Origin of the sequence: Bradyrhizobium sp. 62B, from assembly GCF_030272265.2 — a bacterium.
GTDB lineage: Bacteria > Pseudomonadota > Alphaproteobacteria > Rhizobiales > Xanthobacteraceae > Bradyrhizobium.
Window position 1 is genome coordinate 179059 of sequence record NZ_CP092842.1, and the last position, 20660, is coordinate 199718.

A 20660-nucleotide genomic window follows, 5' to 3' on the forward strand; every position below is an offset into this window, starting at 1 on the left:
AGTCCGTTGTTCAGATAAGGAGTGACTTTAATGATTCCGCTTTCCGTCCGCATAATCCGACGAAACGGTCGAATTCGGCCTCAGTCAGCGTCGGCGATTTCTTGCAGTTAAGATTGAGCGTTCCGAAGATCGAGCCGTCGTGCCGATGCAAAGGAAACGCAACCGTGCGCCATCCCATGACGAACTCGTCTTCCATCACGCTGTAGCCGCGTTTGCGCGCGGCCATGATCTCGGACTTGATGACCGTTTTATCGGTCTGCGTCGCTTCCGTCTGTGCGACCGGCTTCAGTTTCGCCAGGTAGGACTCCAGTTCGATGTCGGACTTCTGACCCAGCAGCACGCGGCCGGCCGCGGTGCAGTAGGCAGGAAACCGCGTGCCCACCCCGAGCGATCGCGACATAAGTTGCTGTGGCATCGTGTAGGCGACGACGAGCACCTCTGCGCCGTCGAGAACGCCGACCAGGCAGGATTGCCCAGTGATACTTGAGAGCTCCTCGCAGGCAGGCTGCAGCACCTGGGCCTGACCGCCGCTGGCAAGGTAGGACGTTGCAAAACGGACGACCTTCGGCGTCAGCCTGAACGTACGGCCCGAGGTCTCTGCATAGCCGAGTGCGGTCAGGGTGTGCAGTATCCTGCGAACGCTCGGTTTGGGGAGACCTGTCGCACGTGCCAGATCGCTGATGGTCGGAGGCTCACGATGATCGCCGAGCGTCTCGATAACGCTCAGGCTGCGAGACAGCACTTCGAGGAAGTCGGGCCCGTGGCCCGCCGCCTGACGTCTTTCGGAATCTTCGGCTCGCAACTTCGTCATATTGCATTCTCCGCGGCTGGACGGACGCGGATGTCGGCTGCCGCGTCGACTTCGACGATCCGCGGCGTGCAGTGATTCGTAAGATGCCTGCAAGGGTCGATGCTGACGCCTGACAACCAGCCAAAGTCCATTGTGCGCTCGTTGCGTGCTACGAAATTACGAAGTTGGCACCGGGCGTGTTGTCGAGTTTCAGTTGATAGCCAGGCCAAGCCGCGCGACCAGACTTGTCCATGCTTCTTGCGTCGCGGCGACTTCGGCGGCTGCATCACGACCAACGCTTGGCTTGCCGACGACGAAATTCTGCTTCATGATTTCTTTCATCGCGCTGGTTGAAACGATCTTGGTAAAAGCCTTCTCGAGAATATCCGTTATCTCCGCGGGAAGCTTTGTCGGACCAAACAGGCCAATGAAGCCCCCTCGCCAATCGAATTCGGCAGGATAGCCCAGCTTCTTAAATGTCGGAATGTTTGCAAAGCCGTCGACTTCATCTGGCGACAGCATCGCCAAGGCTTTGACCGTCCTGGCTTCGATCTGAGGCGCCAGCGTGCTCATCGTGCCCATTGCGCAGGCCACTTGGTTACTCAACAGATCGTTGAGCATCGGCGCTTCGCCCTTGTAGGGCACGTGAACCATCTCGAGCTTGTTATAGTCGGAAAACAGTTGCTGAAAGGCATGGCTCGTGGTGCCGGCGCCAAAAGTGCCGTATGCAAGACTTTTACCGCGAGCGTAGGCGACGAATTCTTCCATCGTGTTGGCGGGAGACAGAGCGGGGACCACGAGTGGCATCACGGTCCGGCCGAGCGAGCCGATCGTCGTGAAATCGTTCGCCGCATCATAGAGTTTCTGCGCGGCAACGGCCGGTGCCTGTACAAGGCTCGACGAATTGAAGAGCAAGGTGTGGCCATCAGGGGTAGCGCGCGCGACCTCTACAGAGCCGATCATGCCTCCCGCTCCCGCGCGGTTATCCACGACCACCGTCTGGCCAAGCTCGGTCGAAAGGGTTTGTCCTAGCGACCGAGTCAGGACGTCGACAACGCCGCCGGCAGGGAATGGACAGACTAGCCTTATCGTTCTCGTCGGATAACTGGCAGACCGGGCAAAAGGCGCATTGGCCATGACCGCCGTCCCAATAACGCCGACGTGAAAAAAGCGCCGCGTAATCATGCTGCCTCCTATCGTACGATCAGCGTACATATGTACGGATTTGAGCACAGATTGCATGAGGTCGTCAACGGTAGAAAGTCGATTTCCGTGTCGGCGGAGGGGCGCGCGAGCGTAGCGGCTGATGACGCGCGTCCGCCGTGGTATTGCCGGCGTCGCCTGAGAAGGGTCTCGGAATCCTTCTCGAGGATGAAGAGCTGAGCGATGTATCGAGATCGGGACAGTCTTCGGGCGATGCCGACCTCCGCGCTCTTGGTAGGGGCGGCGATAGCGTCGGCTTCTTCGCCGGTTCGCTCGAATCCTTCGTCGTCGTCGCACGACCCGGGGCCGGTTGCGTGCATGCAATAGCCACCATCGAAGAAGAACTCGGTCTTGTTTTGAACGGACCGACCACGATGCAAAGCTTGCGGTTTCCTCGTACTGTCACGCCCTGAGCGGCCGCAAATCGTCTCGGAATGGTGAGCGACATCGAGCGGGATCAGCACACCGAGTTTGCTAGGGTGAGAGCCGTCTACCGTAGACACGTTAGCAAGGCCTTCAGCACGGTCAGCACACGATACGAGCATCGAGCCGACCCCTCGCATCGGTGATCACGCGGAGGATCTTCCACTTGTATGCAAGGGCCACATATCCATGCTTTGCTAAGCGCTCAGGAACGAGAAACAGGTAAACATCCTTCATTCCGGTGTAGCCTTGGCAGCAAATAAGGGTTGGGCGCTTCTCACCTGGTTTCAGCGACAAGCTGTTCGTCGACCGCGCCGGCGCCAGCGTGCCGGTGGTGATCGACCGACTCGCCGGCGAACGGCGTCCCGCGCAGGTATTCGTCACGGTGCTCGGCGCATCGAGCTTCACCCACGCGCAGGCGACCTGAACGCAGAGCCTCGCCGACTGTATCAGCGGGCACGTCGCCTTCGAGGCGATCGACGGCGTGCCGGCGCTGCCGGTGCCGGACACACCAAGGTCGCGGTGGTCACTGCCTGCCTCTACGATCCGCAGATCAACCGCACTACGCCCAAGTTCGCCAATGCGTGCTCTGTGGGCAGCCAATCTGTCTAATCGTAACGGGGAAACGCATCGTCCAACGTTACGATAGGCCCTGCACTAGCGGTCGCTTGAGGTGCTTGGCCATCAACTCGGCCGCTTCGCCATATCGTCGTGCCTTCAAGACCTCTAGCAAACGTAAATGTTCGCGCATGTGCCGCCGCATGCCGTCTCGATCGGTGAAACTGCGATAAGCAAAGAGGCGTCTTATCGAGTTCACACGCCTCAACGCCTCCACGAAAAAGGGATTTCCGGCCCCGCGAATGATCGCTTCATGAAACTCACAACCGGAATGATATATCTCGCCGATTGTCATCTTCTCAAACTCTCCGTCCAGGATGCGCTGTTGCCGTTCCTGCAACCTTTCGATCACCTCCTGCGATAACTCATAGCCGGGCTGCACCATCGCCGCTGGTTCGATTACCAGGCGGAATGCCGTGGCCTGCGCCTGCGCGGCGGGGCTCGACAGGGCCTCCGTAAAACGCCAGCCATAGCCCGGCAGGCGCGCGACCCAGCCCTCCACCGCGATGCGATCGAGTAGACGCTGCAGCTCCGCCCGGCTCAGATCATAACGCCGCATCAACTCGGCCTCGGTCACATCAACCGATAGCCTGCCCGCAAGCACATCACCGGCGACGCTCGCATAGACCTGTTCGCCGCGCTTAACCGCCGCAAGCGCGGGCTGGACCGCGCCGCTGGTGGGATTCTTCGCCAGCACAAAGCCTCGATGTGGCTCGCCGCGCGCCAGCCCTGCCGCCTCCAGCGCCTTAAGACCGAGCCGGATCGGCACGCGGGAAAGGTCCAGTGCGTCCGCAAGCCTTTGTTCGATCAAGCGGTCTCCGGCCTTCATGCCTTCGCGTCGGGCCAGCGCCATGATCAGGCCGGCGAGATGTTCGGCGCGTTCGGAACCGTTTTTGACGCTGCGCTGTCGGGAACTGTCGGATGCGATCATTGCAGTGCACGCGAGTTTTAGGGCTTGACAGATTGTCCCATGGATTGTGCTTTTATGCAACAATATACAATCGATCCAGGGAGAGCCCCGATGGCGCGCGCGCCCGACGTCCACATCTGCGAGGTTGCCTCCCGCGATGGTCTCCAGAATCTGGACATCTTCGTTCCGACCGAAGCCAAATGCGCGCTGATCGACACGATCGCCGCCGCCGGCGTAACTGAGATCGATGCGGGATCGTTCGTCCCGCCAAAGGTCGTGCCGCAATTCGCCGACGTCGATGCGGTGATCGCGCATGCGCTCACACACAAGTCTGCGACCATCGGCGCGCTGGTGCCGAACCCGAAGGGCGCCGAGCGCGCCATCGCGGCAGGCGTCAACGCCGTCTATTTCGTCATCTCGGCGAGCGAGACGCCGCGCCAATGTGCGCCGCTCGGTCGACGAGCAGGTCGAGGGGTTCCGCGCGGTCCGCGCCGCGATCGACGCCCGGCCGGTGGGGGCAGCGGCCGCAATTGATGGGCGCGATCTCCACCTCGTTCGGCTGCTCGCTGGAAGGCGAGGTGAGCGAAGCGGCGGTATGCCGGGTCGCACGCGCCTTTGCCGAAGCGCGGGCCGACGAGATCGGGCTTGCCGACACGGTCGGTTATGCGACGCCCACATCGGCAGATCGTCGCCGCTGTGCAGCGTGAGGTTGGGTCGCAAATCACGCTGCGGCTGCATGTGCACGATACGCTCGGCGCCGGCATGGCCAATGCCGTCGCCGGCCTCGAAGCGGGCATCCGCCGTTTCGATGCCGCAGTGTCCGGCCTCGGCGGCTGCCCGTTCGCTCCCGGCGCGCGCGGCAACATCGTCACCGAGGATCTGGTGTTCATGCTGGAGCGCATGGGGCTCTCCACCGGCATCGACCTCGACCGCCTGATGCGGACGCGCGAGATTCTCGCCCGCCACATCCCGGCGAACCATCTGACCGGGCATCTGCACGAGGCCGGAATCCCCAAGGTCTTGCGGAAGGCGGCATGACCATGGCCGCGCACGAGACGGCATCTGAGCTGCATCCGTTGGCGGGCGTTCGGGTGATCGAGTTCAGCCAGATGGTGATGGGGCCGAGCTGCGGCCTGATCCTGGCCGATCTCGGTGCCGACGTGATCAAGGTCGAACCGCTCAAGGGCGACCGCACCCGCACCTTTAAGGGACCTGCGGCCGGCTTCTTTGCGACCTACAGCCGCAACAAGCGCAGCATCGCGCTGGACACGTCGACCGCACAGGGCCAGGACATCGCACGCAGGCTGATCGAGCACAGCGACGTCCTGATCGAGAACTTCCGGCCGGGCCTGTTGAAGCGGATCGGCCTCGACTACGAGAGCGTCGCGGCCTTTGCACCGCGCCTGATCTATTGCTCGCTCAAGGGCTATCTGCCTGGCCCTTACGAGAACCGCCTCGCGCTCGACGAGGTCGTGCAGATGATGGGCGGCCTTGCCTACATGACCGGCTTGCCCGACAGGCCGATGCGCGCGGGCGCTTCCGTCAACGATGTCATGGGCGGCATGTTCGGCGTGATCGCGATCCAGGCCGCGCTCGCCGAGCGGCAGCGCACCGGCCGGGGCCGCTACATCCAGAGCGCGCTTTATGAGAACAACGTGTTCCTGATGGCGCAGGCCATGATGTGCGAGGTGGTCAGCGGCCAGCCTTCGATCCCGTATTCGATCAAGGACAGCCCGTGGCCGGTCTACGATCTCTTCGATACCAGGGACGGCTCAAAACTGTTCGTCACCATCGTCGGCGAAGAACAATGGCAGGCGTTCTGCCGCGCCTTCGATCGCGAAGCCTGGCTCTCCGATCCCCGCTTTGCGAGCAGCAACGACCGGGTCGATCATCGCAGCTGGCTGATCCCGCAAATCGCTGAGATATTCAAGCAGTGGGACAAAGCCGATCTCGCCGCGCGGCTCGAGCAGCTTGATCTGCCCTATGCGCCGGTGAACAAGCCCGGCGATCTCTTCGATGATCCGCATCTCAACCGGTCGGGTGCCTGACCGACATCCGGCTGCCCGATGGTCGCGAGGCCAAGACGCCGCTGTTGCCGATCTCCATGGACGGAATGCGTCTGCCCAATCGCTACGATCCTCCCGGGATCGGTCAGCATAGCGGCGAGATCCTGAGCGAGATCGGCATGTCGCCGAATGAGATCGAACACCTGCGACAAGCTGGGACGATCAAGATCGCGCCATCCTGAGCGACCGCGCGATTGAACAAGAACCAGGGGAGGAGCACATGAGCATTTCCAGGCGCCAGGCGCTGATCGCGGGCTCCGCATGGGCTGGCGCATGGCTGCTGCCGGGGCAATTGCGTGCGGAGGCCAAGCAGGTTTCGCTCGCGTTCGGGCCGGTGTCGCCGGTCTACGCCATCGGCATGATCGCGGAGCTGAAGGGGTACTTCAAGGACGAAGGGCTCGATTCCAAGCTCGTTACTGGCAATGCCGGCACGTTCGGTCGGCAGACATTGGCGGCGGGGCAGGTGCTGTTCGCGCATGGTGATGCCAGCCATCCGCTGTCGGAGCGCGCGGCAAGCCCTGCAAGATCCTGCTCGCGACCGAGATGGTGTGCTCCTATGCCAACATCATGGTCCGGCAGGACCTCTACGACAGCGGCATCAATTCGGTCGAGAAGCTCGCGGACTACAAGCGCCCCGACGGCGCCAAGCCGATCGCCGCCGCGACCGCGATCGGATCGGGCACCTGGGTGTTCGGCACCTATGTGTTCGAAGCGCGCGGGCTCGGCAGCAAGGTGAACTGGGTTGCGGGCGGCGGGCCAAACACGATGTTCCCTTCGCTGCAGACCAAGCAGTTCGACGCCATCATGGCGCCGCCGAGCTGGATGGTGGAGGTCGAGAAGAAGGGCTTTGGCCTGACGATCTACGACACGTCGAAGCCGGGCGTGTTCGAGAAGGATTTCGGCGGCACGCTGCCCGTGCTCGTGATCTACACGCTCCAGGACACGGTCGAGCAGGACAAGGCGATGGTGCAGGCCTATGTCAACGCGATCTACCGCGCGATGGCCTTCGTGAAGGCGACGCCGCTCGCTGAGGTGCAGGCGCTGGTCACGCCGAAATATTTTTCAGGGATAGATCCCGATGCGGTCAGCGCCGAGCTCGGCTTCGACAAATCGACCTGGGCCTATGACGGCTTCATCGACAAGGCCGCGTTCGAGCGCGGCGCCAAGCCCTGGTACCGCAAGGGTACCGACATCCCCGAGACCAGATACGAGGATGTCGTTGACATGAGCTTCCTCCAGGCGGCGAGGGCGAAATACAAATGATCGCCGCGCCAAGCCAGGGCCTCGCGTTCGCACGTGACGAGGAGCAAACAGCGGCTGCGCGCACGCGCATTGCCGTGCAGGGGCTCTCCAAGCGCTTCAACGCGTCCGGCCGTGAGTTCATGGCTGTGGATGACGTTTCCTTCGAGGTCAAGCAGGGCGAGTTCGTCGCGCTGCTCGGTCCGTCCGGCTGCGGCAAAAGCACCATCCTCAACATGGTCGCGGGGCTGTTGCCGCGCTCTAGCGGACGCATCCTGATCGACGGGGACACGGTCGAGACCGGCAAGGTCAATCCCAGGGTCGGTTATGTCTTCCAGCGCGATACGCTGTTCCCCTGGCGCACGGTGGAGCAGAACATCGGCTATGGGCTGGAGATCGCGGGAGTGCCGAAGACCGAGCGCGCCGGGCGCGTCGCTTCGGCGGTCGAGAAGGCCGGGCTCTTGGGCTTTGCGCAGAGCTTTCCGCGCATGCTGTCCGGTGGCATGCGCCAGCGTGTCGCCTTGATGCGCACGCTGATCCTGGAGCCCGAGATCCTGCTGATGGACGAGCCGTTCGGCGCGCTCGACACCCACACCAAGCTCGAGATGCACAAGACGCTGCTGGAGATCTGGGAACGCGAGCGGCAGACCGTGCTGTTCGTGACGCACGATCTCGGCGAAGCCTTGACGCTGGCGAGCCGCATCATCCTGCTCTCGGCGCGGCCCGGTCGTCTCAAGGAAGATTTCGACGTCGCCATTCCGCGTCCGCGCGATCCCGTGGCCGTGCGCGAGACCGCCGAGTTCGGCCGGCTCTATTCCCACATCTGGCATTCCCTCGGCGAAGAATTCCGCCGCACCAGGGCCGATTGACCATGTCCAACAGCCGCACTGTCATCCTGTTCTGGCAACTGGCCATCCTCGCAGTCATTTTCGTCGTCTGGCAGTGGGGTTTCGAATGGAGCAAGGCGCTGCTGCCGAAGGCCTATGTGCCGAAGATCCTCGATCCCTATTTCGTCGCCAAGCCATCGCTGATCTGGCAGAGCTTCCTGCGGCTGGGCTGCTTTGCCGACACGGGCGGCTTTGCCGCCTGCATCAAGGGCAGCGACAACAATCTGTGGCTCGCGACGCTCGTCACGTTGAAGAACACCTGTTGGGGCTTTCTGTTCGGCTCGGCGAGCGGGATCGCGGCTGGCCTCGTTCTCGGCCGTTTCGATTTCCTCGCCCGCGTGTTCGGACTCTACATCGTGGCGCTCAAGTCGATCCCGCGCATCGCGCTGGTGCCGCTCGTCATCCTGATCTTCGGCCTCGGTGACCTCTCCAAGATCGCGACCGCCTGGCTCGTCGTGTTCTTCGTGGTGTTCTTCAACACCTTCGAGGGAACGCGTGCGGTCGACCGCGATCAGATCGCCGCCGCCCGCCTGCTCGGCGCCAGCGAATTCACGGTGCTGCGCACCGTCGTGATCCCTTCCGCGCTCGCCTGGGTGTTCGCCTCACTGCTGCCGGCCGTGTCCTTTGCGCTGATCGGCGTCATCGTCGGCGAGTTCATCGGCGCCGAACGCGGCCTCGGCAAGCTTATCATCGAAGCGGAGGCACGGGCCAATGCCAGCGAGATGATGGTGGCCATCTTCGTGATGATGTTCGTCGGCATCCTGCTGGCCATCGCGGTGCGCTCGCTGCAATCCTACCTGCTGCGATGGCAGCCGCAATTCGAACAACCTGCATAGGACCGAGTATGCAGCTCATTTTCTGGTCATGCTCTCCGCCCTCACCCCTCAGCGGGCTTGCATATCTCTCGCACGGGCAACCGACCAACGCCGGTTAGCCTGCGCCCACAGCCGCTCACGTTTTGCAGAACCTCCCGGACCCTATGACGCAGGATTGCTGGCTACGGTTATGTTCAGATGATTGAGAACATCCAGCGCGATGACCTCGATGCCCCCGAAATTGCGGCCTTCATCGCGGACCGCTTGGAGCAGGTGATAGCCAAGCGGACATCTCGCGCAAGCTCGGCAAGCCAAGGGACTGGGTGTCTCGCTACGCATCGGTCCAAAGCATGCCGGAATTTCTTGGGTCGAAGCTTATGAACTCTACCAGACTTGGCGTGAGCAGCCCAACGCCGTCGAGACCATATGTGCAGCACAGGAGAGCTTCACCGACGCCCACGCCGCCAGCAGGCTCGCAAAATTCGCAGCGAAGTCGGCGGCTCCCATGCTGATGGCGAAGGTGCGCTGGATCTCAATCGGCACAAGGTCCGATCGCACCGCAAGTAGCATTGCGACCCATAGAGAGAGGCCGTGCAGCAGCGGCCGCGGAGAAGCGCTCCAAGTCTTCGGTCCATCGAAATGGACGAATAAGTTCATCAGTGACGGTCAGAGTGCGCCACCAAGGTCGCGCTGGCTGTCTTCTCGTCGATCGACTCGCGTCTTAAGGATCACTCCATGCCGTGCTATTCGTCGATGGCGCAGAAGAAGCGGAAGAGGTCCCGGCATCGACGATCACGATCGAAGAGATCATTTTCGCATGAGGCCGGCCTTGGACTGTCCCCTCAGAAAGACAGCTGTGCTTGGCACGCCGGCGGAGCGGATTTCCGATCCGAAGGATGGCGCGTTAGCGCAGCAGCCGGAGGCTGCTGGAAAGCCGCGGCCCACATGCTGCCAATGATGCCGATCTGCGCGCGTGGCGTTCGTAGCGTGCAAGCATTACGGGGGACGTCTGCGTCATTCTCGGACGAATACTCCGCATCGATCGTCGTCTGCGTTGGATCTCACCTGCCGCAATTCCCAGCTTTGAATGCCGAGCCCGTTGGTTTGAACTAACATCGAGGGGTTGGAGAGATTCGCACTTTCTAGTGCAGGATAGGCGTCGCGCCAGCGATGTATTACATCGCGTTTGGGATTGGAGTGCATGGCTCTGATCTCTCTTCGCGTCTCCGACGAAGTCGCGGCGGAGTTCTCGGCCTTAGCAGCTACCCAGCGCGGCAAATCCGCGTTGTTGCGGCGTCTCATTGCTGAGGCACTAGCTGCACCAGCCCCGCGCATCTTGGAGTGTCCTGTTGGACGACCGGAGAAGGTGACGGTGCGATTTCGCGAGAGCGAGATGCGGCAGCTCGCGGAAGTGTCACATCAGCGCGGCATGACCCGAACCGGCTGGATCGTCGCATTGGTGCGCTCGCGGTTGGCATCGCCTGTGCAGCCTTCTCCAGGTGAGCACGAGGCGCTCCGCGCGATTGTTCGCGAGCTCAATCGGATCGGCGGCAACATCAACCAGATCGCGCGCGCGGCGAACGTCAGTGTGCTGCAGGGCAGGGCGGTTGAGCCCGATCTGTCCGCAATTCAAGAGGCCAAGCTGGTCATCGAAAAAGAGCTGGCACAACTACGCAATGCGCTGAATGGCAACATGGACTACTGGGACGGGCGGCGATGAGTCGGCGCAATTCGCCGCGGCCTACCGACCTGGCCTCAGAACTACCGCCGATCTCGTATGTCTGGGAAACGCCTAATCGGCGCCCGCGGCGGGCCGAGTGGGATATCCCCGACCCGGCCGCTCCGGGCCGCCTTACGCCGGCGATGCGTGCAAAGCTCGAACGTATCGTACGCCGAGCACCAGAGGTGATGGTCAAGATCACCGGTCGCACCAAGGACGTGGCGCATCTCAAGTCACACCTTGCATACATCACGCGAAACGGCGAGCTCGATGCGGAAACAGAGCAGGGCGCGACGCTAGCGGGTCGTTCCGGATTGAAAGATCTGCAGCAACGCTGGGAAGATGATGCCAGTCTCGACCGCAAGCGCCGCCGTGATGGATCGCTTTCGATCAACATCATTCTGTCGATGCCGGCCGGTACTGATGCCATCGCAGTCAAGGATTCAGCCCGGGCATTTGCCATCGAGACGTTCGGCTACAATCACGACTACGTCTTCGTCCAGCACCTCGACGACAAGCATCCCCACGTGCACTTGACCGTTCGGTCCCTCGGGCATGACGGGAAGCGCCTCAATCCCCGCAAGGCAGATCTCCAGGCTTGGCGGGAACGGTTTGCTGGCGAACTCCGGCTTCGCGGGATCGCGGCCGAGGCAACGCCGCGGCGAACCCGCGGACGAGTTCGAAAGGGCGATCGGGCAGCGGTTCTCGCTTTGCGCAAGCGAAAGATCACGCCCGATGTCGATCGGCTTGCCCGTAAGGAGGTGCTTTCGGAGGTGAGGGGTGGTAGGGCAGCCAAACCTCCTTGGGACGAACAGATTAAGTCACGTCAGGGCGCGATCCGGCGGCGATATCTCGATTATGCCGCCGAACTCGAGCGCTCTGGGCCGGCGGCCGATTACCTGCTCGCGCGCCAGATTCGACAATTCGTCAGCGATATGCCTGACGTCGAAACGCGACGGCATGCGCTGAAGAAAGGGCTTTCGGAGCTCACCAATAGCCAGAGCCGCAGTTCGGAGCAGGGGGGTCGATGCCCAGCGTGGTCACAAACGAGACGATGAGCGGACAAGATAATTGGACCCGGAGCATCAGATATTCTTTGAGTCACGTCGGATCCGGCAACCAGCTCACGAAACGCAAGTCAGATGCACTTGTGTCGCCACGCGATCGCAACGGCGTCCGTGATCGTGGTGGCGACGGCGGTCGAACGCGATGAGCCGGCAAGAGGAGGGGGTACCCCTTGGTGGGAAATGATCTTGGCAGTGAGGCCCTGGTGCTGCTGTCTTGGTTGACGAGACTCTCCGCTATTTGCGATTCGGTCGCGTAGCGATTGTGCGCATAATTCACTAAGGAGGCTGATCTTTTTGGATTTCCCGCGATCACGCTTTGGGGGTAGCCAAACAATAAGGCAACGGATTTTGATTCCCTCGTGCTGAACCAGCGGCCCTTCTCGTTTCGAAAAATCCTTAAGCGAAATTAAAACGCTATCTCGCGATCTACGGCGCATTCTCATCCATTCCGAGCCGCGTCCTGTCGCAAGAATTTCCAAGTGTTTTCAAGGGCTCCCAAACGTTGCCGGAAATTCCACGCGACATGGACGCGACATGGCGCGACATGGGTTTTTTCCATACCTCCCTGTGAGGGGGCTAAAAGCGCAGCCCAATTACACAATGACCGGGATATCGACCACGGGCTGAAACGCCTCAAGCTGACCTGCGTATTTGCGAATGATCTGATCGTAAAGGTCGCCGAGATTCTTGGCGTGGACGCTGATCACCAGGGCGTAAGGCAGTTTTTCGGTCGGTGCGAAATTCTTCCCGCCGAGGCGCGCGTTGTAGTGGATATCCAAAACCGGATTGCGCAGTGAGCTGCCATTGAAGGTAACGCTGGTGTGCAGGCAATTCTCCCACTTCCACGCATCGCGTCTCAGTTCATCCTCCAGAAGGCCACTCTGACCTTTGCCGAAGAACGGCCTACTGTTGGCATGGATTTGCTCCGGATCTTTGCGCTTTTGGTCGTGTGGTCGAAAGATCGGCTCCAAACCCGCCCGCGTGTAGTTGTCGGGATGATGAGGGTCGACACCTGTCGGGTAACACAAGGTTGCGGTAATCGTAACTTTTCCAGGGATTACGCCCGATGGCGTCGGGATCGGCGCGCGAATATAACGAGCCGGCGCAATATCGCTCTGATAGATGACACGGATGGTATCGTCTTCGCAGAAGACAATATCCTGAACGGAGCGAGCAACGCGTCCCCTTCCAACATCCTCACAGGGATAGCCGCTCGGTTCGGTCGTGTGAACGAGCAACGCGCGGATTGCCAGCATATTCAGGCTTTCGCCGAAGTGCGCGCGTACACCGGCTGCGAGACGCAAGACCGAAGGAGAGGAAAACGACGTCCCGTCGGTCGCTTCCAGGCCGCCTGATCGGCTCACGACGATAAAAGGTCTCTGCAAGCATCCACCGAATTCCACGAAGTCCGGCTTGACCACGCCCGGACTGCGGCCCGGACCGACCGAGCTGTAATCGCAACGCTGCCACGGCGATCCCGGACTATCACAGGCGCCGACCGCAAGGGCATTCACGCAATCGGCCGGCGTCTGGATGCGGTTGAGCTGATCCCGAGCGGCGCCTTTGCCGCCGTTGCCAACCGAGATCGTCGCCAGAGTCTTTCCCTTTGAAAGCCGATCATCAATCACGGCCGCCCATGGATGAACGTCATCGTCCTCGATCGGCAGACGAGGACCGATACTCAGATTGATCAGATCATAATCGTTCTCGACTAAGGCATGATCGATTCGGCCCAAGACCTCGTAGAGTTCGAATGGGTTCTGATTGGGCGCCGTGTCCAGCACCCGATAGTGGTCGACGGGCGCGTAAGGCTGGCCGATCGCCTTGGACGGATCAATGTGGCCGAACAAGAAGGCCGACGTGACGCCAACGCCATGTTCCAGGAATGCCGGAATTGCATTCCCAATTCCCGGCGGCTCAATAACCTTGACCCATTTGGTCAAGGGATGATCTTTCGGGATGCCGCCGTCGAAAATCGCGACGCGGAGTTTTGAATCGATCGGGCCCTTCTTCGGCAGGACGACGTCGGGAACAGCAAATCTCGACGACCGAAAACTTGGCCGCATCATCCGCAAACCGGGCATCTGGCGCAAAGCGCGCAGCGGAGCGAAGGTCGCGATATCCTCTGCCCGACCGACGGGCGCTTCGAATGCGACGAAACGCAATCCGCCTGCCGAAAACCGACGCTCAAGCTTTTGCGGAACACCAATTTCTTCCAGATAATCCTCGAACAGCGACACAACGCCGGCTTCCTCGCTGCCGGCGTCGCCATGCAGCACGGCCTCGAACACCGTCTTTCCGGCCTTGGGCAGTTGCCCCTTGATCTTGTCTTGCGGTGTCGGTGCCGCAACCTGCTCAATCGTGGCCAACTCGTCGGCACCGCGCCGATCCTCGTCCCACTGCGGCAGCGTAGTGCGCCAGGCTCGGAAGGCCGACCGCGGGCCCATGACAAAGAGTTCGGTACTGATGGTCTCTTCCGGATCGCGCCCCTTGGACCGTTGCTCGGGCTTGATGCGGCGAGGACGGCTGCCGACAACATGCAGACCGATGGTGTCCAGCAGCTTGTCGGGAAAGTAGGACTTCGCGATATATTCGGGGTTCAGGGTAACTGTAGCGACGGCGCGATCGGCCGGACAGGCGTAGTCCGGTAGATGGTCGATGCCTTGCACCGCGCGCGCCAGCATGGGGGCGAGACGTTCGCGGGCCTGCGTGAACGTATAGGGATGATATTTTGTGCCGCCACCGCGCGGAACGACGACGTCATCGATGAGGCGTTCGCCCTTACCGATCAAGGGATTCCGTTTTGTCACGACGTATTCCTTCTCTTTCGCGCCTTAGCTTTCCTCTTCTGCGGCTTCACTTTCGTCGTTTTCGGAGCCGTCCGCTTGCGTATGGTGTCACGGGATACGCCGGTCAGCGTCTTCGCCAAGCGCTGCGAGACGAGACCTTTCTCGACAATCGCCGTCGCAAGACGGATACGGCTGCGTTTGGCAACCGGCGCCGTCGCCAGGAGTCGCGCGAACAGATCTTCCAGCGGGATGTCTTCGAGAACGGCGGTACGGCGGCAGACCGAGAGATCGCGTTCGACATCGCTGAACGAGCGACCGGTGAAGGTGAGGGCGAGCAGTTCGCTCCATGCTTGCACGGCGGGGAAGTGCGGCGCGATCATGCCCTCGATGAAGCGCGTGATCGCGGCCTGATCCGGCAGCGGGAACTCCATGTGCAGCTCGAACCGCCGCCAGATGGCTGGATCGAGCAGATCAGGATGGTTGGTCGCAGCCAGCAGCACGCCCGAGGCCGACCAGTCATCGATCTGCTGGATCAGCACGTTGACCAGGCGCTTCAGTTCGCCGATTTCGCCGCGGTCGTCGCGGCGCTTGGCGATGGCATCAACTTCGTCGAGAAGCAGAACGCAGTCGATCGTCTTTGCATATTCGAGGACGTGGCGCAGATTGGTGCCGGTGCGGCCGAGCAAGCTGCTCATGACGGCGGCGAGATCGAGGACCAGGAGCGGGCGGCCCAATTCACGCGCTAGCCAGCGCGCAGCAAGCGTCTTGCCGACACCGGGAGGTCCGAGGAAAAGGGCCGCGCGGGTCGGATCAAGTCCGGCGCGGACCAGTTTCTGCGGATGGCGTCGCTCTTCGACGATCTGTGCGAGCGCGGTCTTGACCGCCGGTGCGAAGATCGGTTCGTGATCCAGTTCCGGTTGCGCTTCGACGCGAAGGAGATGAAGCCGCGTATCGAGGTCGACCGGTAGCGGGACGTCGGCATGTTGACGCAACGGCGCCGCCGATGTCGGCGACTCCTGCAGTAGTCTCGTCAAGTCGCAGGAAAATTCCGGAATCGTCGGGGCGTAACGTTTGGCGATACGCCGCAAGATCACCTGGACATCTTGCGTGCGGCCGGTGAGGGCGATGCGGGCGAGCTGCAGATAATCAGCCTCGATTGAAGTCTTCTTGTTGGGCTGGGTCATGTCCACTTTCAAAGCAAAGAAACGCTGGCGGACGACCCTAAAGCCGGGTGGACTAGTTTTCAAAGCCTGTTTCACAAATAGTCCACTTTCATAAATTATGCATGTCGATCAGTATGATATTGGTGGACGATTGTTGACATGCCGCGCTAGTGCCTCACGCGAACGCGGAGAGCAGCCGATTCCACAACCGCCGCCACCACATCGCGCGCTCCGCCGGCGTTACCGGTCGCGGCGTAAAACTCTGGGTGCGCACATCGAACAACGGATCGCCGGCTTCCGCTGGCGGGTGATGCGGGCAGACATGGTCCTTCAGCAGCGTCATGCGCTTGTTGGGGATGATCGTGCCCTTGTTGCCGTCATAGTCGAGATAGACGAAGCGCGGCGGGTCGGGATACCAGGGCGTCAGGATCTGCGTCAGCAAGCCCATCGCCGTCGAGGCCAACACCCCGTTGGACCAGACCACCTGCGGCCGCGACCCAGCCGCGCCGTACTTCTTGGCTTCCTGCGCCAGCCGTTCGTCGGTGATGAAGCCGCAGCAGCGCATGCAGGGGCAGCCCGGCATCGAGAGGATCACCTGGCCGCTGACCAGAAATCCTCCCTTGCCGAGATCGTGAACATCCATGCCGATATCGATGTAGGGGATCAGATGCCGGCGCGCGAAACGTTCCAGCTGTTCGCGCTCCTGGAAGCCGTCGACGGCGCCGATGATGACGTCGCAAAGCTTGAGGTCATCGGCGGCCGTGAGCCATGTGTCGGGCGCCGAGATGATCCGTGCGTTAGGGACGAGGCCCCGGATCAGCCGCTCGGCGATGTCGACCTTGCGGCGCTTGACCACGACGTCGGCTAAGGTGCCGCCGATCAGCCGGTTGGTGTTGGTGTCCTCGATGATGTCGGGGTCGGCGTTGACGTAGCCGCCGATCCCCATATGGGCGGACTGTTGCGCTAGATGCGAACCGCCGCCGCCAAGCCCCACGATGCCGATGGTGGCGGCATCGAGAATGGCGTCGCTATTGGGACCGAGGAAGCTCTGACGGTCGAGACGGCTCATACGGCCCTCCAATTCTTGATCGGCATTCCGATCTCGGCAAACCGGTTGACGAATGGGCGCGGGCCGGTGCGGCCAATCCACACCTGCCCGAACGCCGCCGTATCGCTCAGCACGATCGCGCCATGCACGCTGTGCGGCGCCACCGAGACGAAGTTTGGCACGAACTTGGCGTTCTCGCGGTTGTCAACACCGCTGAAGCTGGGGATGCCGGATCCGCCGTGGCTGTGCACGTGAAAGACGGCAGCGCGGCTATCCATCGCCGCCTGCCGGGCGCGGCGGATCGCCTGATCACCCATCATCGCGCCAACGCGGGCGTCGCGCAGGTACTCGTCGTCGCGCAACGGCTCGTAGCTCCGCGCCAAGATCAGCAATTCATCATGCGCGGCGGCAAGACCGGCGCTGATGAAGCCGACGCGCTCATGCGCAAACGGGTGCCGGCGGTTCAGGTCGTCGCGGATCGTCTTCAATAAGGTGCTCGTGATCTTGAAGCGGATGTTCATTCGACGGCCCTCAAATGCGCCAGCAACATCTTCGTCCACGGCAATGTCGCCGGCACGTGGTTCCACGACGGCGCCCACCAGTTACGTTCGATGACGCGCAATTCCTTCCAGTTCGAACCCCGTCCGGTGATCTGCCGGGCGAAGAACAGCCGGGTGACGTAACCGGAATGCTCGAATGGCACGAGCAGCAGATCCATGGTCTGAGCCTGCCCGCCCGCGGTGAAGCCGAAGCCGGGCAGCAACACGACCGGCTGGCCGCCCTCCGACAGGAGGACGGCGCTGTTGTGCATGGCCTTGAGGCCGACGAACTGGTTGGCCGGTTCGGTCACGAGGAGCCCCCGCACGGGACCTGCTCGAAGAACTTCATCCCCTCCTTCACGCGGAGCTTGGCGCCGGGCTTCAGCGGCGTCAGCTGGCCCTCGTGGTTGATGAATTCGAGGATGTAGCCTTCCTGCACGCCGAAGAGGTTCTTCAGCTCCTCGGTGGTGTAGGTGCCGCGCGGGATCTCGCGGGGCTCGTTCTCGTAATACACCGTGATCAGACGCTTCTCGGTATACAGGTGCTCGGTGCCGCCGTGATCGAGGTCGACAACATCGGCGGGTTCCAGAACCCGGTCTTCGCCGTCGCGCTCGAGGACGATGACTTCGTCGCCGGCAACGTGGCCGATGACGCGCAGCTCGTTTTCCTCCAGCTTGGCCGCGCCCCACTCGAAGCCGTGGCCGTTGAGCGTGAAGCGGTAGACCCGGTCGGTCTTGAAGGCGCGGAACACTTCCGTCCCGGCCGTACGCAGATCGACCTCGTCATCGAGTCCGATCAAGCGGCTGCTGTGCGCCAGCAACTGGATCAGGGCGAAGTCCCCGGAGGGGTTGAAGCCGGCCTTCTCCAGGATGTGGCCGCCCTTGGGGTCAGGATTGGCGAGCTTCACCGTCTCGCCGTTGACCGTAGTGAAGTATTGCCCATCCGGGCCGGCCGTACGCGCCTCGATCTGGCCCGCGCCGCCGGCATCGCGGCTTTCGCCGCCGGTTACTGCATTTTCCATGACTTGATCTCCGTCATCTCGTCGTACGGCGTGGCACCGTGCCAAACCTTATGCTAAGATATGATGGCGCGCTAAGAATTACAAGCAGTTTGCAAGCGCGCTTGACTTTCCTAGCGATCGGAACTAAATTTCTTTATGAATCAATGGTTTTTGTGGAGGAGGTCATGAAGAACGCCGACGAAGAGCCGGAGGTAAAGCTCACGCTCGGTCAATATCTCGCCTCAATTCGCACCGATCGCGGCCTGTCGCTGCGTGAAGTGGAGAGGGCGACTGAGAAGATCGTGTCTAACGCGTATTTGAGTCAGATCGAGACCGACCAGATCAAACGACCGAGCCCGAACATCCTACATGCGCTCGCTGAGCTTTATGCCATTCCGTATGAGGGCCTGATGGAACGGGCCGGCTTTGTCGTGCCCACGCGCTCGCGTCGCAACGCTGAGCAGCGGCACGGCCGTATTCCAACTTTCGCGGACTACAATCTGACCGATGAAGAAGAGGCCAAGATGGTCGAATTTCTTGGTTACTTGCGAAGCAGGAAAAAACCCGATGGTGCAGGCTGACGATAGCAGTCTTGACCCCCACGAATTGCGCGCCGTGCAGCTTGTTGCAGGCGCGCTCTTGATCGCGCGTCGGGGTGGGGCGTCTATCCGACGCCGATCGGCGATGTCCTGACAGCCGCAAATATCAAGGTGGCTACCGCGAGCATCTTCGATCCGCGTCGCATTATGGAATTTTTGATTGGCAAGGCCGAAAGCACGGCGGTCGCAATCCGGTCGGCCATCTCCAAGATGTTCGGTGTCGCCGACACCCTGGATAACACGATCCATATCGATCATACCGTTCGGGAATCGAAGCAGAACTTTCTCAAGCTTCATGAAGCCGGCCATCTCGAGCTCCCGGCGCATCGAAAGATTTTTCGTATCTTTCAAGACTGCGAAAAGATGCTCGATCCCGACATTTCCGATCTGTTCGAGCGCGAGGCCAACAATTTCGCCGGCTTCGTGATGTTTCAGGGCAACGGTTACCGGGATACGGCCGCCGACCACCCGCTCTCGATCAGAACGCCGATGAAGCTGGCGAGCAAGTTCGGTGCTTCCATCTACGCTTCATGCCGCGAGTTCGCCCGCACCAATCACCGGGCCTGCGCCGTCTACGTGCTGGAGCCGATCACTTACCATCCGGAGACGGGAGCGCGCGCCGAGGTGCGGCGCGTTGAAGTTTCGCCGTCCTTCGGACAGCGGTTTGGTAGGCCCGCAGACACGGTTATCACACGGATGCATTCGCTCGGCCGCGTGCTTCCTATTGGCCGCAAAATGTCGAGGGCAACGCCGGTCTCGATGACCGATCTGAACGGGCAGGCGCATGAATGTCTGGCCGAAGCCTTCGACACCACATTCAACGTATTGATTTTGGTCTACCCGAAGAAAGCGCTGACACCGAGCGTCTTTGCGTAGTGGGTTGGCCGCTTAGTCTTCGTCGTGGCGGCCCCCGGCGATGATCTCGTCGATCAGATAGGCACCCCACACCATCCCGATTTGAGCTTCCATCGGCTGTGCGGCCAACCGCCCGGAATAGATGCCGACGAATTTGCTGTGTGCATATTCGTCCACTTCCGTGTGCCCATCGTCGAAGAGATGATAGCCCCACGTTCGCACGATCACCGGCGCGCCCGACATCCCCGGCCGCGATGCGGTGTCAACCAGCATATGGTCGCTCGTCATTCGAGTGCGATCAGGTTCACTTGCGATGCTTCCGCGTTTCCAGACGGGATATCCGGGAGGCTCGATACCGAACGGATAGCCTAAAACAAAGCAATCCATCCCGACGCCGACGAAGAGGTCCGGATCTTCGCTGCCATTGATCGGGTTAAGCGCAAAAATGGGATCGTTGCCGTCATAGGGAAGCGGTAACACGGCGACATCGACATTCCGGTTCGGGTGGATCAGCCAACAAGGGCGAGAGCCGTCGTCACGTATCGTTATCAGGTGCTCCTGCTTTCCAAATTGCTGAAATCCCAGATTGAACAAGACACGCCACCTGTTCGGCCGCGCGCCTTGGCTATGCAAGTTTTCGCCAGTCGGAAATCGCCGGCATGTGATGACGTGCCAATTCGTGACCAAATAGAAACGTCCGTTTCGGCTCCAAATAAAACCCGTGGCAATGCCCAGGCTCTCTTCATTGAAGAGCTGTTCGAGCGGCACGACAGCCAGCGAGTAACGATCAATTCGGGTCATCGGAGCCTCAGTGGATTATCTTGCGTGACGGGTTCCCCATGACACTATCATAGGATGCGGGCGCGGGATCCCTCAGCCCGCTCGGGAGCAAAATCCAGCGTGTTTCGACCTGACTGCTTGATGAATTT

At 61.2% G+C, this 20660-nt stretch carries 21 protein-coding genes and 2 pseudogenes; 12 read left to right on the top strand and 11 right to left on the bottom strand.

The window, feature by feature from the left end:
- Positions 1-10: 10 nt before the first annotated feature.
- The 4 genes from ML401_RS35740 to ML401_RS35755 all read right to left on the bottom strand — a co-directional run bounded on the left by ML401_RS35740 (position 11) and on the right by ML401_RS35755 (position 3965).
- Positions 11-811 (bottom strand): IclR family transcriptional regulator C-terminal domain-containing protein, encoded by an 801-nt coding sequence (locus tag ML401_RS35740; RefSeq protein ID WP_285813176.1) that lies wholly within the window; start codon positions 809-811, stop codon positions 11-13.
- A 189-nt stretch (positions 812-1000) separates the two neighbouring features.
- Positions 1001-1975, bottom strand: a complete 975-nt coding sequence (locus ML401_RS35745; protein ID WP_285813177.1) for a tripartite tricarboxylate transporter substrate binding protein — start codon at positions 1973-1975, stop codon at positions 1001-1003.
- A 543-nt stretch (positions 1976-2518) separates the two neighbouring features.
- Complete coding sequence (locus ML401_RS35750) at positions 2519-3019, bottom strand: hypothetical protein (RefSeq protein ID WP_376717439.1); 501 nt, start codon at positions 3017-3019, stop codon at positions 2519-2521.
- A gap of 37 nt (positions 3020-3056) precedes the next feature.
- Positions 3057-3965, bottom strand: coding sequence for a GntR family transcriptional regulator (locus ML401_RS35755; RefSeq protein ID WP_285813178.1), 909 nt, complete (start codon positions 3963-3965; stop codon positions 3057-3059).
- 90 nt (positions 3966-4055) lie between these two features.
- Between ML401_RS35755 and ML401_RS35760 the strand changes: the two genes are divergently transcribed.
- The 10 genes and pseudogenes from ML401_RS35760 to ML401_RS35805 all read left to right on the top strand — a co-directional run bounded on the left by ML401_RS35760 (position 4056) and on the right by ML401_RS35805 (position 11729).
- Positions 4056-4478, top strand: coding sequence for a hypothetical protein (locus ML401_RS35760; RefSeq protein ID WP_285813179.1), 423 nt, complete (start codon positions 4056-4058; stop codon positions 4476-4478).
- Positions 4478-4651 carry a hypothetical protein gene (locus ML401_RS35765; protein WP_285813180.1) on the top strand — a complete coding sequence of 58 codons (174 nt, stop codon included), beginning with the start codon at positions 4478-4480 and terminating at the stop codon, positions 4649-4651. The genes ML401_RS35760 and ML401_RS35765 overlap by 1 nt, the downstream gene beginning before the upstream one ends.
- Positions 4641-4982 (top strand): hypothetical protein, encoded by a 342-nt coding sequence (locus ML401_RS35770; RefSeq protein WP_285813181.1) that lies wholly within the window; start codon positions 4641-4643, stop codon positions 4980-4982. Before ML401_RS35765 ends, ML401_RS35770 begins: the two co-directional genes overlap by 11 nt.
- A pseudogene (locus ML401_RS35775) lies at positions 4979-6192 on the top strand (CaiB/BaiF CoA transferase family protein). The gene ML401_RS35770 and the pseudogene ML401_RS35775 overlap by 4 nt, the downstream one beginning before the upstream one ends.
- 176 nt (positions 6193-6368) lie before the next feature.
- Positions 6369-6461: pseudogene (locus ML401_RS35780) on the top strand (hypothetical protein); the annotation flags it as partial.
- Between the two features lie 92 nt (positions 6462-6553).
- Positions 6554-7273 (top strand): ABC transporter substrate-binding protein, encoded by a 720-nt coding sequence (locus tag ML401_RS35785; RefSeq protein WP_285813182.1) that lies wholly within the window; start codon positions 6554-6556, stop codon positions 7271-7273.
- Complete coding sequence (locus ML401_RS35790; RefSeq protein WP_285813183.1) at positions 7270-8118, top strand: ABC transporter ATP-binding protein; 849 nt, start codon at positions 7270-7272, stop codon at positions 8116-8118. The genes ML401_RS35785 and ML401_RS35790 overlap by 4 nt, the downstream gene beginning before the upstream one ends.
- A gap of 2 nt (positions 8119-8120) precedes the next feature.
- Positions 8121-8972, top strand: coding sequence for an ABC transporter permease (locus tag ML401_RS35795; RefSeq protein WP_285813184.1), 852 nt, complete (start codon positions 8121-8123; stop codon positions 8970-8972).
- A gap of 1180 nt (positions 8973-10152) precedes the next feature.
- Positions 10153-10671 (top strand): plasmid mobilization relaxosome protein MobC, encoded by a 519-nt coding sequence (gene mobC / locus ML401_RS35800; RefSeq protein WP_285813185.1) that lies wholly within the window; start codon positions 10153-10155, stop codon positions 10669-10671.
- 188 nt (positions 10672-10859) lie between these two features.
- Positions 10860-11729, top strand: a complete 870-nt coding sequence (locus tag ML401_RS35805; RefSeq protein WP_285813186.1) for a relaxase/mobilization nuclease domain-containing protein — start codon at positions 10860-10862, stop codon at positions 11727-11729.
- Positions 11730-12331: 602 nt separating this feature from the next.
- On the opposite strand, the gene ML401_RS35810 is transcribed toward ML401_RS35805, so the two are convergent.
- From ML401_RS35810 to ML401_RS35835, 6 genes are all read right to left on the bottom strand, one after another.
- Positions 12332-14548, bottom strand: coding sequence for a S8 family peptidase (locus ML401_RS35810; protein WP_285813187.1), 2217 nt, complete (start codon positions 14546-14548; stop codon positions 12332-12334).
- Positions 14545-15711 (bottom strand): AAA family ATPase, encoded by a 1167-nt coding sequence (locus ML401_RS35815; protein WP_285813188.1) that lies wholly within the window; start codon positions 15709-15711, stop codon positions 14545-14547. Before ML401_RS35815 ends, ML401_RS35810 begins: the two co-directional genes overlap by 4 nt.
- Positions 15712-15865: 154 nt before the next feature.
- Positions 15866-16759, bottom strand: a complete 894-nt coding sequence (locus tag ML401_RS35820) for a ThiF family adenylyltransferase (protein WP_285813189.1) — start codon at positions 16757-16759, stop codon at positions 15866-15868.
- Positions 16756-17259 (bottom strand): hypothetical protein, encoded by a 504-nt coding sequence (locus ML401_RS35825; RefSeq protein WP_285813190.1) that lies wholly within the window; start codon positions 17257-17259, stop codon positions 16756-16758. Before ML401_RS35825 ends, ML401_RS35820 begins: the two co-directional genes overlap by 4 nt.
- Positions 17256-17588: a hypothetical protein gene (locus tag ML401_RS35830; RefSeq protein WP_285813191.1), complete on the bottom strand. Its 333-nt coding sequence runs from the start codon at positions 17586-17588 to the stop codon at positions 17256-17258. The genes ML401_RS35825 and ML401_RS35830 overlap by 4 nt, the downstream gene beginning before the upstream one ends.
- A complete protein-coding gene (locus ML401_RS35835) occupies positions 17585-18298 on the bottom strand; it encodes a multiubiquitin domain-containing protein (protein WP_285813192.1) in 714 nt (237 codons plus the stop codon). Before ML401_RS35835 ends, ML401_RS35830 begins: the two co-directional genes overlap by 4 nt.
- A gap of 164 nt (positions 18299-18462) precedes the next feature.
- On the opposite strand from ML401_RS35835, the gene ML401_RS35840 reads away from it, so the two are divergent.
- Together ML401_RS35840 and ML401_RS35845 are read left to right on the top strand one after the other, a co-directional pair.
- Entirely contained in the window at positions 18463-18858 is a 396-nt protein-coding gene (locus ML401_RS35840) for a helix-turn-helix domain-containing protein (RefSeq protein ID WP_285813193.1), read from the top strand.
- Between the two features lie 129 nt (positions 18859-18987).
- Complete coding sequence (locus tag ML401_RS35845; RefSeq protein WP_285813194.1) at positions 18988-19752, top strand: ImmA/IrrE family metallo-endopeptidase; 765 nt, start codon at positions 18988-18990, stop codon at positions 19750-19752.
- A 12-nt stretch (positions 19753-19764) separates the two neighbouring features.
- Here the strand turns inward: ML401_RS35845 and ML401_RS35850 are convergent, their stop codons facing one another.
- A complete protein-coding gene (locus tag ML401_RS35850) occupies positions 19765-20532 on the bottom strand; it encodes a serine protease (protein WP_285813195.1) in 768 nt (255 codons plus the stop codon).
- Positions 20533-20660 lie beyond the last annotated feature (128 nt).